The organism is Dyadobacter sp. BE31 (assembly GCF_031457695.1).
Classification (GTDB): Bacteria; Bacteroidota; Bacteroidia; order Cytophagales; family Spirosomataceae; genus Dyadobacter.
This window is the reverse complement of record NZ_JAVDXA010000003.1, coordinates 98,204-113,999: the sequence shown is the minus strand read 5'-3', so window position 1 is coordinate 113,999 and position 15,796 is coordinate 98,204. Positions and strand designations below refer to the sequence as shown.

At 48.0% G+C, this 15,796-nt stretch carries 12 protein-coding genes; 8 read left to right on the top strand and 4 right to left on the bottom strand.

Annotated features, from left to right (window positions below; all coding sequences use genetic code 11):
* Nucleotides 1-14 precede the first annotated feature (14 nt).
* The 4 genes from J2Y43_RS16205 (at nt 15) to J2Y43_RS16190 (ending at nt 4,424) form a co-directional block, all read left to right on the top strand.
* Nucleotides 15-707, top strand: a complete 693-nt coding sequence (locus J2Y43_RS16205) for a hypothetical protein (RefSeq protein WP_309984501.1) — start codon at nt 15-17, stop codon at nt 705-707.
* Between the two features lie 43 nt (nt 708-750).
* The gene (locus J2Y43_RS16200) at nt 751-1,341 is read left to right on the top strand and encodes a DUF4136 domain-containing protein (protein ID WP_309984498.1); all 591 of its coding nucleotides are present in this window, start codon (nt 751-753) and stop codon (nt 1,339-1,341) included.
* Nucleotides 1,342-1,648: 307 nt separating this feature from the next.
* Nucleotides 1,649-2,113: a 2Fe-2S iron-sulfur cluster-binding protein gene (locus J2Y43_RS16195; protein ID WP_309984496.1), complete on the top strand. Its 465-nt coding sequence runs from the start codon at nt 1,649-1,651 to the stop codon at nt 2,111-2,113.
* A 19-nt stretch (nt 2,114-2,132) separates the two neighbouring features.
* A complete protein-coding gene (locus tag J2Y43_RS16190) occupies nt 2,133-4,424 on the top strand; it encodes a molybdopterin cofactor-binding domain-containing protein (RefSeq protein WP_309984494.1) in 2,292 nt (763 codons plus the stop codon).
* Between the two features lie 77 nt (nt 4,425-4,501).
* Here J2Y43_RS16190 and J2Y43_RS16185 read toward each other — a convergent pair whose 3' ends face one another.
* The 3 genes from J2Y43_RS16185 to J2Y43_RS16175 all read right to left on the bottom strand — a co-directional run bounded on the left by J2Y43_RS16185 (nt 4,502) and on the right by J2Y43_RS16175 (nt 7,359).
* Nucleotides 4,502-6,430 carry an RICIN domain-containing protein gene (locus tag J2Y43_RS16185; protein ID WP_309984492.1) on the bottom strand — a complete coding sequence of 643 codons (1,929 nt, stop codon included), beginning with the start codon at nt 6,428-6,430 and terminating at the stop codon, nt 4,502-4,504.
* A gap of 470 nt (nt 6,431-6,900) precedes the next feature.
* Nucleotides 6,901-7,092 carry a hypothetical protein gene (locus tag J2Y43_RS16180; RefSeq protein WP_309984491.1) on the bottom strand — a complete coding sequence of 64 codons (192 nt, stop codon included), beginning with the start codon at nt 7,090-7,092 and terminating at the stop codon, nt 6,901-6,903.
* A gap of 9 nt (nt 7,093-7,101) precedes the next feature.
* Nucleotides 7,102-7,359, bottom strand: a complete 258-nt coding sequence (locus tag J2Y43_RS16175) for a hypothetical protein (RefSeq protein WP_309984489.1) — start codon at nt 7,357-7,359, stop codon at nt 7,102-7,104.
* A gap of 1,456 nt (nt 7,360-8,815) precedes the next feature.
* On the opposite strand from J2Y43_RS16175, the gene J2Y43_RS16170 reads away from it, so the two are divergent.
* The gene (locus J2Y43_RS16170) at nt 8,816-10,489 is read left to right on the top strand and encodes a hypothetical protein (RefSeq protein ID WP_309984487.1); all 1,674 of its coding nucleotides are present in this window, start codon (nt 8,816-8,818) and stop codon (nt 10,487-10,489) included.
* 139 nt (nt 10,490-10,628) lie between these two features.
* Here J2Y43_RS16170 and mnmE read toward each other — a convergent pair whose 3' ends face one another.
* On the bottom strand, nt 10,629-11,996 hold the full coding sequence (gene mnmE, locus J2Y43_RS16165) for a tRNA uridine-5-carboxymethylaminomethyl(34) synthesis GTPase MnmE (RefSeq protein ID WP_309984485.1): 1,368 nt from the start codon (nt 11,994-11,996) through the stop codon (nt 10,629-10,631).
* A gap of 173 nt (nt 11,997-12,169) precedes the next feature.
* Here mnmE and J2Y43_RS16160 point away from each other — a divergent pair, with 173 nt between their 5' ends.
* The 3 genes from J2Y43_RS16160 to trxB all read left to right on the top strand — a co-directional run bounded on the left by J2Y43_RS16160 (nt 12,170) and on the right by trxB (nt 15,793).
* Entirely contained in the window at nt 12,170-12,751 is a 582-nt protein-coding gene (locus tag J2Y43_RS16160; RefSeq protein WP_309984483.1) for a 7-carboxy-7-deazaguanine synthase QueE, read from the top strand.
* Nucleotides 12,751-14,655: an OmpA family protein gene (locus tag J2Y43_RS16155; RefSeq protein ID WP_309984481.1), complete on the top strand. Its 1,905-nt coding sequence runs from the start codon at nt 12,751-12,753 to the stop codon at nt 14,653-14,655. The genes J2Y43_RS16160 and J2Y43_RS16155 overlap by 1 nt, the downstream gene beginning before the upstream one ends.
* A 175-nt stretch (nt 14,656-14,830) precedes the next feature.
* On the top strand, nt 14,831-15,793 hold the full coding sequence (trxB, locus tag J2Y43_RS16150) for a thioredoxin-disulfide reductase (RefSeq protein WP_223400549.1): 963 nt from the start codon (nt 14,831-14,833) through the stop codon (nt 15,791-15,793).
* Nucleotides 15,794-15,796 lie beyond the last annotated feature (3 nt).

Sequence of the window (15,796 nt, the reverse complement as noted above, 5' to 3'; positions counted from 1 at the left end):
CAAAATTTGAAATCATGAAAACGAAATTCATTTTTTCCGCAGCGATAGCAGCTTTGGGCATCGGTATTCTGCAAACAGGGTGCGAAAGCAGAAAAAAAGCCGAAGCCAAATACGAGGCCGATTCGCTAAAAGACGACAAAGTTGCTTACGATACCACCTACAAAAGCGAAGAAATCGCTGAACCCGTGTTGGCAGCATCAGAGAAGCATTTTGACGCAGCTGTAAAATACCTGGATGGTAAAGATTACAAACATGCAGCCACCGAAATCGGCGAAGGCATTACCGCTATCCGGGCCGAAGGAGCCCTGGACAAAGGTGAGCTGAAAATCGAATTCTCCAAATCTGTCAAACACCTTGAACAACTGCAAAAGCTTGCCGGGGAAGGAAAACTAACGTCTGCCGAGCTCAAAAAAGGTTTTTGGCCGGCCGAAATGATGGTGACGCACTACGCGATCGAAAAATGGGAAAGCCTGCCCGAGTTTGAAGTCAAATCCAATGACCACCTGCGGGTAACGGTCGACGGCCTGGAAAGAAAAACGGCCGACAGCGAAGCGTCTGTAAAACAAGAGGGCAAAAAGCTAGTCAGCGAAACGCGGGCACTTCTACAAACAGCAGAGCACGGCGCAGGGGCAGATGTCCAAAAAGCCAAAGAAGATTTGAAACATCAAACCGCGAAGCTGAAAGCTTATATCAAAAAAAACATCTGACCGCGCAAAGCATTTCCATTTCAAACTTTAAACCAACATTGTTATGAAAACCAGCATCCATGCATTGCTAGTCACTACGCTGTTTGCCCTGGCCGGCTGCGCCTCGGTGAAAGTAGATCAGGTAGATTCGGCCCATCTTGCCAACTATAAAAAATACACCTGGGTAAAACCCGAAGAAAAAACTTCGCAGCTTCCCCAGATCTCCAACACGATCACCGAAGAAAACATCCATTCGGCAGTGAAAAACGAGTTTGCCAAAAAAGGCATTGTCGAAGATGACCAGCATCCTGACCTGCTGTTGATGTACCACATTTTCACCAGCCAAAAAACCGAGAATGTCCCCAACCCGCCCGTCTACCCCTATTATGGCTATGGTTTCGGCCCACGCGCCTACTACTTTCATGGCCAGTTGGTACCGATAGCCTATGCGGGCTACTACAACCCCTGGAACACGGGTTATCATCAGGAACATTATACTGACGGCACGCTGATTATCGATGTCATCGACGCCAAAAACAACGAGCTGCTCTGGCGCGGATCCATGGAGAATCCTGTGAACGATGCAGGCAGTCTCAGCAGACAATTTGCGAAAGAGGCAATGCAAATCCTGGGAAAATATCCGGATGCAAAATGAGGCAGATCCAGAACTAATTCCGCGGGGAGTGCATCTGACGCTGAATCAGGTCTGCTGCAACATTCATCCAAAAACCGGTTTGATTTTCTTAATATTTGGTTTGATTGTCTTTATCCGCTTCGTTCCGGCTAGGGGTATCTTTGTCACCAGGTTGCGTTTCCCGGCAATCTGGTGACATTCGCCATTCACATTGAAAAATTAAATTTATTTAATAAATAATTATATTACAGACGATATCAGATGGTTTGCTTTTACGTATGCTAAAATATGACAAACCCATCTTTTGTAACCTCTAATAGTTTATCATATGGCGAACTATTCAATTTCTGTGAATGGAAAACAACACACGGTAGAGGCGCTGGAAGACATGCCGCTACTGTGGGTACTGCGGGACCTGATCGGATTAAAAGGCACCAAATTCGGCTGCGGTGTTGCCCAGTGCGGGGCGTGTACCGTTCACCTGAATGACACGGCCGTCCGCTCGTGCAGTGTGCCTGTCTCAGCCGTGGGTGAGAATAAGATCACCACCATTGAAGGCCTCTCCGAACACGGCGACCACCCTTTGCAGCTCGCCTGGCAAAAGTACCTTGTGCCGCAATGCGGCTATTGCCAAACAGGGCAAATCATGAATGCAGCCGCGCTGCTAAAATCTAATCCCAAACCCTCCGAAGACGAAATCGAGCAGACGATGGCAGGGAATCTGTGTCGCTGCGGCACCTACAACCGTATCAAGGCTGCGATACTGACCGCTTCTTCCGGTTCAAAGTCTTAACTTCTTAATAAGCAATCCTATGAAATATTTGGCTTTCCCAAAAAAGAAACAGCAGCGGGTAGCTTCGGAAGTTTTCAAGGCCACCAGAAGGGATTTTTTAAAGGCGGGCAGCGCGCTTGCCGGAGGCTTTGTGCTGGGCGTCAGCCTTTTTAGCTGTGATAGTAAAGGCAACAAGAAAGGCTCATTCGCCCCGAACGTATATCTGAAAATATCTGACTCCGGCCAGGTCATCATTATCGCCCACCGGTCTGAAATGGGTCAGGGTATCCGCACATCACTCCCCCTTGTGGTGGCCGACGAGCTGGGTGCCGACTGGGGCAAAGTGCAAATCGTGCAAGCCGAGGGGGATGAGAAAAAGTACGGCAACCAGAACACGGACGGTTCATTCTCTATCCGGATGTTTTATAAACCTATGCGCGAGGCTGGTGCTGTCGCCAAACAGTTGCTCATACAGGTAGCTGCGAAGCGATGGGACGTGCCTGTATCCGAATGCGAGACGGAAAGCAGCCAGGTCATTCACAAAGCATCCGGCCGGAAGATTGGCTTCGGAGAATTGGCAGGAGAAGCCGCCGAACTGCCCGTTCCCGCCGCAAAAGACATTAAGCTCAAAAGCCGCGAGCAGTTCAGTATAATTGGCAGAGCCACTTCCATCATCGACTTACCTGCAATCACCAGCGGCCAGGCAGTTTTCGGCATCGATGCAGCAGTTGAGGGTATGAAGGTAGCCGTCATTAAGCGCTGTCCGGTCGTGGGAGGATCAGTCAAGTCTTTTACCGATGAAAAAACACGGGCTGTTCCCGGCGTACTCCAAGTGGTTTCCATCAAAGGCGCAGGCCTGCCTGCGACGCTGAACAAACCGTTGGCCGGGGTGGCGGTAATCGCTGAGAATACATGGGCTGCGATTAAAGGACGCGATCTGCTGGAAGTAAATTGGGATCTGGGCCCGAATGCGTCTTACGATTCCAATCAGCAAATTAAGGAACTGGTCGAAAAGGTGTCGGGCGGAGAGGGCACGCCGCGTCGTAGCCGCGGGGATTTCAAATCCGCCAGTGCCAACGCAAAGAAAATTATAGAGCGGACTTACATCGCCCCGCACCTGGCCCATGCAACGATGGAACCACCCTGCGCATTGGCGGTGGTCAAGGACGGCTTTTGTGAAATCTGGGCCTGTACCCAGAATCCGCAGGGCGCCCGTGATGTGGTGGCCGAGGTGCTGGGGTTTGCTGTGGAGAAGGTCAAAGTCAATGTGACCTTGCTTGGCGGAGGCTTCGGCCGTAAATCCAAACCCGACTTTATTGTGGAAGCTGCGATGCTGGCCAAACAGACCGGCCTGCCTATTAAGGTGCAGTGGACCAGAGAAGACGATATCCATCACGACTACTTCCATGCACTGAGCGTTCAGCATGTGATAGCCACTATTGACAAGGACAACAAACTTTCGGGCTGGAACCACCACATTGCATATCCATCTATTTCGGCCACTTCCGACATCTCCGTTATGCAACCCGACGATGGTGAAATGATGCTCGGCGCGGTTGACTTTCCCTACGATGTGCCGGCGATCCGGATTGAAACCCATGATGCCAAAACGCAGCTGCGTGTAGGCTGGCTAAGATCGGTCAGGAATATTCCACAGGTTTTCGCGATCGCTACCATGCTCGACGAGATTGCCGAAGCCAGGGGTATGGACCCCGTCTCGCACGCACTCGATTTGCTTGGTGCGGACCGGAACATCACCTTCAACGAAGAAATTGTAAAAGGCACTTACCCCAATTACGGCGAAGACATTGCCAACTATCCGTGGGAGACGCGGCGAATGAAAGCGGTCATCGAGCGCGTCGCCAAAGAATCAGAATGGGGTAAAAAGCTCCCCAAAGGCTATGGACTTGGCTTTGCCGCGCATAAAAGCTTTCTGACTTATGTCGCATGCGTTGTACAAGTGACGGTAGACGCATCGGGCAAGATTTCCATTCCCCACGTTCACTACGCGGTTGATTGCGGGACGGCAGTGAACATCGACCGGGTCAAATCCCAGTTTGAAGGTGGGGCACAGTTTGCTGCAAGCTTTGCACTAAAAAGCGCGATCACATTCAAGAGCGGCCGCGTAGAGCAGAACAACTTTGATGGTTACGAAATCATCCGCATGCCCGAGTCGCCCAAGGAGATTCATGTACACATTATCGACAGCGAAGACAAGCCGACAGGTGTCGGTGAACCACCCGTTCCGCCCTTCGCTCCGGCACTCTGTAACGCTGTTTACGCAGCGACCGGGAAACGGGTGTATCAGCTTCCGATTAAGTTAAACGGATGATGTGGTTTCTCAGCGTCCATTGAGAGGCACCAGTGCTCCCACTGGTGCCTCTACAAGTAGTAAAAACCGCAACTGCGTTAGTACATATATTCCCAATGAAAAGTAAGTTGTTGCAGCACGTCGCCATTGTGGGCTCCCGAAACCCGCACCAGCTTTGCGTTCAGCGTGTCCGGTAAATCCGCGGTAAAGAAATGGCTATCGTCTTTATAGCCAGCGTACCAGGTATCAAGCCTTCCCGTACCTTTTACATTGCCTTTATTGGTTGAAAAATATAGCCCCGAAATTTTATTCCATGCGAATCCATAGACAGAGCTGATATACTCGCCTGCACCTAATTCCAAGGTTGTTTCGGCATTTCCTCTACCACCCTTCAATCCATCGGAGGCACGGTCATAGAAGACCTCTATTCCACAAATTTTACCGTCGTTTGAGAAGAATTTAACTGACGTGATCGATTTGTTTTCAATACCCTCAAATGATGTATTGGCATCCATCCCACCAAACTTGCCGACAGATTTCGATATTTTAACTTCCTGATAGCGCGGTACAGAAGAATCAAAATATTTCCAGAACCTGGCTGCCGAAAGGAACTCATCAAGCTCGGCACTATACTGGACTTCGATCTGTTTCCTGCGTTGCTTCAAGGCGAAGTCCGCGCGTTCTTTATGGTCGGTGAAAACATAGGGGTGCTCTTTGGACCAATAGCGGTCCCAGTACAGCTGCCACCCATCGTAATAATCATCGGCCCTTGACCAATCACGCGCATTGGGTTGGGCAGTGTCGCCGGTCCTGATAATTTCACCGGTTTCATCTGAGAAGAACTGTTCGGCTGTCTGGCCTTCTGAATCATTGAGCAACGGGCACTCCCTGCTTTCAAAGTCCGCTATTTCCCTTTGAATAGTATCATTGTCTTCCCACCGCATTTTACCCGTCGAATCATTGTCGTTCCCTACCCTAAATAGAGATACCTCCGGAATCTTCTCCATCCGGAGTGCCATAATACGGGTCCTGTTTTCCGCGACTTTCGTGGAATAATAGCTGATTTTTTCTAGCAACTTTTTGAGGTTTTCCTCTTTCTCGTCCTCGGTCGGCTTCCGGTGGTAAAGCGTTTCGAACTCTGTTGCTATCGTATGACACAGCGTAATTACGATTGTTCCAAATCCGACCAGATAAGGCAATACTTCGTGCGATTGGTTAACATAACGCGGCTCCATTTCGATTAAACGGTCAAGGACGCCCATCAACCTGATGCCCTTGTCAGTACTTTTTGATTCGTGAATCTGTTTGATGGAATTGATTTTCCCAACCAGTTCTTCACCCATGGATTTGAGCTTGTCGGCCATGATAAATTCAACAATCCGGCTGTCAACATAGCTCTTCATCTGTTCCCAAATGGCGGCCAGTTTATTTTCTTCTTTCCAGAAATAACCTACAATGAACTTTAATCCCGCGCCTACCTCGGGGACAAGCCCTATCACGCCCAGCACGCCGGTCCGCAAAAGCTCATTGGATTCCTTAAATGAGACGGGACTTGCACCAACGGGCTGGTTCGCCACCAGAACAGGCTTGAATAGCTGGTTATCCGATCCCATCAGCCGGTGCTGCACCAAAACACCGTTTTCTGTTTTATCTGCACCGTAAACATCCATGTATTTCCGGCTGTGCCTGGCCATGATACGGTAATAGCCGTCCCCGGCCGGGACAAGCTCGAACATTTGATTCTGGCCTCTGGGAAACCATGCCCATGCTACGACATCGGCACCATCTGCCTGAGATTCGGAAGCTACGTCCATGTAGAGATCATAGGCAGGCAGCTTGATCCAGCAAAAGCCGGGCGACCTGTCGAACCTGAATTTTTGTTTTGGCGATTCAGGATTAAATTTTTTCAGCCGCAACCGCGTGCCACGGTCGCCGTTGTCAACGCCAAGCGCCATTACTTCCTTTTCTTTTTCACTGTGCTTAGGAATAAGATAGTACTGCTGATCTGGTCTGGGTTTGAAAGCCATTGGAGAAAATTTAGAGTGAAGGTTAGATGTAGTTTAATTCTTTAATCAAACTACTTGTACATTCACAAGGTATCGTTTTTGGCTATTAACACTTAAGGTAACTTATTGAGCGGCGTATACTGGAAGCTTGCTGACTTGGCGAAGGGGCCTATTGTTTGGCCATTTTGGCTTGTTGAATTGATTGATGCAAAGTTGGCAAGTACAGGGCCGACTCATAAAGAACATGCCCTGTGCGGGAATGATGTTTTTTAATGTCAAGGTGCCATAGTCTCTAATAAGGTATCTGACACTATGCGGGATGGCATTTCAACCTGGTGTAATTCGGAGAATGTAACCTATTCTAACAATCTCATCTGGGATGTTCGCGACGACTGTTACGGGATCAACAGCGAAGTTACAGGGCATAGCGGCACCGTTGCCAAGCAAATCTCTATCACCGGCGGACAATTGTCGCATGCGAACGACTCCCATTACGGAGCCGGCGTTCGGGTTGCCGGTGCGTGGGACGTGAAAGTGAGGGACGTTGTGATTTCAAACACCCAGGGCCATGGGATATTGGTAGAGGGCGCATTTGTTACCGGCAACGCCTCCAAACGGGTGCAATCGATCAGATCAGCGCGGTGTCCGTCTTCGCCAAAGATTTCCCGGGAAGGTTTATACATTTCAATTGATCACTCCAAATCGTCAATAAGCCTCTGGTACTTTTCCACCTGGCTTTCGAATCTTCGGATTCCGGTTTCGTAGATGATTTTGAGGGATTCCAGATCGTCAATGTCCTTGTCGTACGACTCGTCTGCCTCTAAATTCTTATTTAGCTTGGCCAGCAGGTCGAGCAACTTTTTATGCGACCCCTTATTCTCTTCCGCACGGTACTGGTACCAATCCAGCAGCATTTGATAGTTCTTTTTTTGCTCGGCTTTTCGTGTCATCAGATAGCAAAATGTTTTTAACAAGTGCTTGGGGCGTGACAATAACCATACCAGATCGACAATACGATGAACGATAACACGGTTTATACCCGAATAATAATAAATCGCAATAATAACATGACCCACAAAGTATATCTACAAAAATGCCAGGCTTTCAAGTAGAAAGTTTTGAAATCCTCGACATAAACTCTCCAACATGACAAAGTTTCTTCCACTGTTTATGCTTATCCTTACAAGCTGCTCAATGAACCAGTTCGAAGGAGCATCACAGCCTTGCCGTTCTCATTCGGGAACTATTAAAAGACCCTTCTGTGAAATGGAATGATAACAATGCCAAACAGAAAATCGAGACTGCCTTTGCGCGCATCGAAGTTTTAGAAAGCACACACATCACTACTCTTCGAACCCTACGCGATAAGTTCACATCGTGTCTCTCACTCATGAAGCAGGTTGGCTAATACTCGACGAGTTGACGCAAATCTTCAACATCGTCAATATACAAGTCTGGCAAACAGAGACGCGCTTCGACATACTGTCAAATCGAGAGCCTATTGAACTAGCACATCTGGACAGATACGGTAAAATGTACCAGCGACTTCAACCGGAACGGCTTCGACCGGCCGATGATTTGACAACAGATCTAATTGATTTGATGCGGGGAATAGATCGAGAGAAGCTTAATCAACGTCCAGGGTAAGGTTGTGCGGGGGCATTCCGCCACTGCGACGACAAAACGTAAAAAGGACTGCCAAACGACAGTCCCAAATTCTAAGCACTCTCAGCCATTCGCTCGAAGCCTTCCCAAAGCACTTTCAGATCGAACAGCGCTGACTTTTCGACCTGATCCAGCGGAACGTCCGAGTGATACAATGCCAGATCGTGAATCATTTTTAAAGAGCTCGACAACTCCTGACAACCTTGGCATTCAACCAAGTACAGGAATTCTGCCTGTGAAGTTGTCAGCGGCGAGCCGACATTTGATGCGTGACGTGCATCATTCGTTGTGCTGGCTGAATGTGCATTCATGACAACACCTTGACCATTTGGAGTTTGCATTTTAAATGGATTTGGATGAATGAATTAGGAGAGGTCACCGCAAACTCCAACGAAGGAACACTTCGTCCAGGTCTCGGGACTTGCACCCGTATGCCTCTCCAAGGCCATTTTCGGCCTGGATTTGTTCAAAATTCTCATAAGTGTTCCTTTAAGTTTGCGGAGCAAAGATATGTGATTCTCCCGACAACATTGAACTTGGATTAATAAAGCCGGAGTGGCTTCCAAGATACCTGCTGACCTTCCTACATCATAAAGGTCTTCCGAAACGGGTCTGCACCATGCGCCCACTCAGTATACCATCCGATACAATAGACTCTTGTCTATGTTGTATACAATCTTACATGATTCATATCTTAGCATCAAAATCAGTCGACAACCCCAGTATCAGTTACTTCACCCCATGAATAGGGACGAGTTATTTAACAAGCTACTTACTGAAATTGACCACTTCACCTGGTCAGGAAAACCGGAACCAGATTGGATCGAACTATCGGATAACCTGGAAGGGAACATCAATCTTTCAGAAATTCTAATGGAGGCATTTCGCAAAGCGCCAAAAAATGAAGATATAAAATATGACTTCGAGAGGTTCGACTTTAAAATAAAAATAACTGGAAACTTCGAAGTTCTAAGAATTGACAGTCGATTCCCAAAGGATGTAATTATAGATGATTGTATTGGTAAAGACATTGAAGTATCGAGATATCTCACCGAAAAATTTGTTGATGATGAGCTTGTTTCGATCAGAGTTTACGATTCTGAAATTAAGAATATAATGGTCATTGGAAACATCCGAAGGTTCATCAGTCGAGGCATACAAGGTTGTAACAAGTTCGAAATAAATCAACTTAACAATACCACCATACTGCAAAATAGATATTCGATAAGAGGGTCATTTAGTCAAATCCATTTGCTTGGAGTTAGCTCTGAATACATAGTAATTGAAGCGGAACAACCCAATGACAGTGTTGCTAAAATTAAGGTTAAGGCACCCCAAATATCGAGGCTCGATATAACTTCAACCGCCGAATGTGAGCTTAGCATCTATGATGAAGGAAAAGTAGAAAATCTAAATGTTGTTTCGCATGCGGAGCTAAGATCACTGAGTGTTAGCTCGGCGTCGATAAAAGAGTCTCAAATTCGTTTAATGACCGACACATGTGGCCCAGTAACCTTCGACGAAGTCAGGTCAATAGAGTTTTTCAAAATCTGGTGCCCGACATCCATTCCCGATTGTAATGTGGAATCGATTACCCTGACACATTGCTCACTACAGAAAAATTTCACGGGCAAAGTCGCGAACTTTGATGTAAACCGTAACATCTCGTTTGAGCACTTCATTAACTACGGGGATTTTAGTTTTGAATACGTCAATGTGCGAGGACGAATGATCTGTAAAAACTCCGTATTAGGAAGGTTTGCTCTATTTAATTCCTCTATTGGAAATACTATGGAAATAGATGGATCCAATATTGAAGAAATGAAGTTCTTGGGCACCCAAATGCCGACCAACGTAGTAGTTTACGGGCTATTACCTGGAAACACTGCAAAGACAAAACAAATGGAAGGATACAGGCAACTAAAACTAATATCAGAGAGGAACAGCAATAAAGAGCAAGCAAATTTTTACAGATCCAAAGAACTTAATGCACATTTAGCAAGCTTAAAACTTCGAACAAATCTTGCGGACATTTTGGTACTAAATGCAAACAAAATTTCAAATAAACATGGGATGAACTGGCTTCGAACAGCTTTTCTAATACTTTTCGCAGTTGGTCCCATATTGTTTTCTGCTTTTATTTTCAATGTGGGGTACCGATTCGATTGTTCACCGGAAGGGTTTATAAACTTTAAACTAATATGGAAAAACTACCTCGATTTCCTAATTCCGGGGTACCTATATCCCTCGAAGGACAAATTCCTCTTTCTTAAAGAAATTAATTCTGGTCAAGATGGCACATTCTCATCGCTCTCCACTAAGTCGAAATTGATTGTGTTCTTAAATGATATTGTCGCAATGCCATACCTCATAGTTCAATTGATTACTGCGTTTAGGAAACATGGAAACAAGTAGGACATGATAGCCGCGTCTCAGTCGTGCGCGCAGTAATTTTTTTCCGCACTCCCGATAGAAGAAAGAAACCGCACCAGATTGCTCTAAATGCGGTTTTTGTTAATTTCAATTATAGGTTCTTATCGGTACTTATAGGCTATTACTTCCCGATACAAAACTTCGAAAATATATTATCCAGCAGCTCATCCGTAACAATAGTCCCCGTTATCTCCCCCAAATGATGCAGCGCCAACCGGATATCCTGGGCCAGGAAGTCCCCGGTAACGCCCAAGGACAGCCCATTCAAAACATCCGTCAATGAATCAGAAGTTTTCATCAAATGCTCATAGTGCCGCAAATTCGTGACCACAGTATCCCCGGCCGCCTGCCCGTGCACGAGCGAAACGAGCTTCGAGGTCAATGCAGGTAAGTTCTGCTGCGTATGCGCGGAAATGGGGATGATTTCCAACGAATCAACAGCCAGTTCCGAAGCCAGTGAAGGATTAATATCCGTCTTGTTCAAAACAAACAACACTTCCTTATTAGCAGGCAGCAATGCAGCCAATGCACGGTTCTCTGCCAGCGTCTCCGCGCTGTCGAAGAGAAAAATCACAATATCAGCCTTATCCATCGCGGCTTTCGAGCGCTCGATACCGATGGATTCGACCACATCGGTCGTTTCTCGGATGCCGGCGGTGTCGATAAAGCGGAATTTGAGGCCGTCGAGCACGATGGTATCTTCAATCACATCGCGTGTGGTGCCCGCGATGCTGGTAACGATGGCTTTCTCTTCATTTAGTAATGCATTCAGCAATGTGGATTTGCCCACGTTGGGCGAGCCGATGATAGCTACCGGCACGCCTTCCTTAATGGCATTACCGAAGTCGAACGAGCTGATGAGTGGCTCGATGGTCGAAAGCAATGCGTCGATGAGGCGGCGGAGATCGTCGCGTTGGGCGAATTCCACGTCTTCTTCGCCAAAATCGAGTTCGAGCTCGATCATCGAGGCGAAATGAATGAGCTCGGAGCGCAACAAGGCGAGCTTTTTGGAGAAACCTCCGCGGAGCTGATTCAATGCAGTTTTATGGCTGGCCTGCGAGTCGGCTGCGATGAGGTCGGCGACGGCTTCGGCTTGCACCAGGTCGAACTGGCCGTTCATGAAGGCGCGCTGGGTGAATTCGCCGGGTTTGGCGATGCGGGCTCCTTTGGTGATAAGCAGCTTTAATAGCTGGCGGATAATATAGTCGGAGCCGTGGCAGGAAATTTCGACCGAATCCTCTTTGGTAAACGAACGCGGCGTTTTGAAAACGGACACGAGCACTTCGTCGATGATTTCATCTCCGGTGTTAATGGTACCGAAATGCACGGTGTGCGATTCGGCGTTTTCGAGGTTTTTACCTTTGAAAACGCTGTTGACCATGCTGATCGCGCCAAGGCCCGACACGCGTATAACACCGATCGCACCTACGCCTGAGGGCGTTGCGAGCGCGCAAATCACTTCCTGCTGATGGATTACTTCTGTATTCATAATTGCAAATATGCTACTTTTAAAGAGAACCATTAACCGCCGCGGGAAGTTTGAATTTTGTACCTTTACGGGATTTTTCCCGTGCTCCGGCGTGTTACACTTTTTTCAACATTAAGATTATCAAGATTTTGCTTACCGAAACTTTGCCCATCGTTACCTCTGAACTTCCGGTGATGGAAGCCTTTTACACCTTGCAGGGTGAAGGCCAGCACAGCGGTCGTGCCGCGTATTTCATCCGCCTCGGCGGCTGCGATGTGGGTTGCCACTGGTGTGACGTAAAGGAGTCATGGGATGCGAGTATCCATCCCAAATTCGGCATCGATTCGATCGTGGACGGCGCATTGCAGTTTCCCGGTCGGTTGGCAGTAATTACCGGAGGGGAGCCATTGATGTACAATCTCGACGAGCTCACGGCCGCATTGCAGGCCGCGGGTTTTAAGACCAATATCGAAACCTCCGGTGTGTACCCGTTTACAGGGCATTGGGACTGGGTTTGTTTCTCTCCCAAAAAATTCAAAACACCTCATCCCGACATTTACAAGAATGCCAACGAGCTGAAAGCGATCATTTACAATAAAAGTGATTTTGAATTTGCGGAAGAACATGCCGCACAAGTTTCGCCCGATTGCACATTGCTGCTCCAACCTGAATGGAGTAAGCAGGACGTGATGCTGCCTTTGATAATTGACTATATCAAAGACAATCCCAAATGGAAAATGTCGTTACAAACTCACAAGTTTATGAACATTCCATAATGCACCGGGTTCTTCTTTTCTGTTTCGCGCTCGCCACTATCACCCTACAAAACGCTTCCGCTCAGGACGTTACACTATCCAGAAAAGCGAGAGAAGTATACGACAAGGCACAAAAAGCATGGCAAGAAAGGAAGCTCCCCGAGGCCACAGAGTTGTTTGAAAAAGTGCTCGAAATTGAGCCAAACAGCTACGATACGCATTTGCGCCTTGCACAGGTGTATGAGCTGCAACGGAAGCCAGAGCTCGTCCGCAAGCATTACTACAAGGCTGTCAATCTCAAACCGGATGCGCCGCAATCCGCAGCGGCTTTTCAATGGATAGGCCGTGATCATTTCAATGTGCAACGGTACGACTCGGCGCAGTTTTATTTCGAAAAGGCATTCGCATTGTTCCCTGCCCGGTCAAGCCTGGGAAGGTTGGCCGAAAAATCGATCGCATCTGCCCGTTTCGCGCAGCAGGCCGTCAAGAATCCGCTTTCCATTGAGAAGAAATCAATGGGTGATACGGTGAATTTCCTGGGAACTCAGTATTTCCCGGTGCTGACCGCCGATGATGAGACGTTGATTTTCACTGGTCTGACGGCAAACCGGGACGAAAACATCTATTCCACGCGCCGCATCAAGGGTGACCGCTGGGACGTGCCCGAGGAAATCTCCAAGACCATCAACACGACCAACAACGAAGGCACCTGTACGGTTTCGGCCGACGGTCGTACGCTTGTTTTCACGGCCTGCAACCGCCCGGACGGGCTGGGCAGCTGCGATTTGTACATTTCCCATAAAGTGGGAAAGGAATGGAGCCAACCGGTAAACCTGGGACACGAGGTCAACTCCCGTGAATGGGAATCGCAGCCCTCGCTTTCGGCGGATGGGCATACCCTCTATTTCGCATCCGACCGCAAAGGCGGCGTCGGCAAGCGCGACATCTGGATGACGCACCTGGACGACAAGAAACAGTGGACCGCTCCCAGAAACCTGGGCCCGGCCATCAACACGCCCGACGACGAGAATGCGCCTTTCATTCATGCGAATGGCCGCACGCTGTTCTATTCCTCCAACGGCCTGCCGGGAATGGGTGGATTTGATATTTTCATTACTCAAAAAACAGACACGGTATGGGCAGCGCCGGCCAACATTGGCTACCCTATCAACACGATCTCCGACCAGGTGGGGTTATTTATAGCCTCCAACGGTGAGAATGCCTATTATACCGATGATAATACGGAAAAAGGCGGAGGCCGCTCGCTGTTATACACCTTCAAGGTCCCCGAGTCGCTGCAAAAGATCATCACGCCGACGCGCTATGCGAAGGGCAAGGTGTTTGATAAAAAAACAGGAACGGTACTGGCTTCCGACATCGACCTTTTTGACCTGAAAACCCAGACCAAAGTAGGCTCTTTTACTTCCGATAGCCAGAACGGCTCCTTTCTGGCGGTTTTAAATAGTGGTGGTGAGTATGCATTCTACGTCTCGAAATCCGGGTATCTGTTCAAAAGCCTTTCATTTTCGGTCAATAACGATCAGTCGTTTGTAGACCTGGAAATTCCGCTGGAGGCGATCGAGAAAGACCGGGCGGAGGTTTTGAACAATATCTTCTTTAAAACAGGAGAATATATTCTCGACGATAAATCGAAAGTAGAGCTCGACAAGCTGACCGACTTTCTGAACAAGAATAAAGCCATTAAAATTGAAATATCCGGGCACACCGACGACGTAGGTTCTGACACCGAGAATATGGCACTCTCGCAACGCCGGGCGCAATCGGTACAATATTATCTGCAACAGTCGGGAATTGCGGCCGACCGGATTTTGGCCAAAGGTTATGGCGAAACAAAACCCATGGCGCCCAATGATTCCGATGAAAACAGGCAAAAAAACCGAAGAATCGAGTGGCGTATCCTTTAAATGCATTTGCATAACGGGCTGAAATTTTGCACTTTTGTCAGTCTGCCTGTGTTGTACTGATAGGTACAATAAGGTAAAATCCAAGTTCGCACACACGTATTTGCCTTGTCTGGCGCCGCTGGAATTTCCAGTCAAAACGTAGAACATTCGTCATTAACAGTAGTTTTATATTAACATGTCATCCGAGAAAGTCTCTTGCTTAATTATCGGCTCCGGCCCTGCCGGTTACACTGCCGCCATATATGCGTCCCGCGCGGGATTGAATCCTGTACTTTACCAAGGTGCCCAGCCGGGTGGCCAGCTGACGATCACCACAGAAGTTGACAACTACCCGGGCTATCCCGATGGCATTACCGGTCCTGAAATGATGATCAATTTCGAAAAACAGGCCAAACGTTTCGGCACTGACGTCCGTTACGGCCTTGCTACCTCGGTTGATTTCACAGGTTACCCGCATAAAGTGATCATCGACAACAAACATGAGATCATCGCCGATGCAGTTATTATTTCAACAGGTGCTTCTGCCAAATGGCTCGGCCTGGAAGGTGAAGAACGTTTGAACGGACGCGGCGTCTCTGCCTGCGCGGTTTGTGATGGTTTCTTCTTTCGTAACCAGGACGTAGTGGTAGTAGGTGCCGGCGACACAGCCGCCGAAGAAGCGAGTTATCTGGCAAAACTTTGCCGCAAAGTGTACCTGCTTGTTCGCCGCGACGAAATGCGCGCGTCGAAGATCATGCAGAAGCGTTTGGAAACACTCCCTAACATCGAAATTCTCTGGAACACCGAAACAGTCAAACTAAACGGCGAAGAAGGGCTTGAATCGGTGTTGGTTAAAAATAATAAAACGGGCGAGGAGCAACTTTTGGAAGCAACCGGTTTCTTTGTTGCGATTGGCCACAAACCCAACACGGATATTTTCAAAGGTTATGTCAATATGGACGAAACCGGATATATCCAGACCATCAAAGGAAGCTCCTGCACCAATATCAAAGGCGTATTCGCCTGCGGTGATGCCCAGGATAATGTTTACCGCCAGGCGATCACCGCTGCGGGAACAGGCTGTATGGCTGCGCTGGATGCTGAGCGATTCCTGGTAGAGCGGGAAGTGGACGTTATTATCGAAGAAGAAACAGCTTAAAAT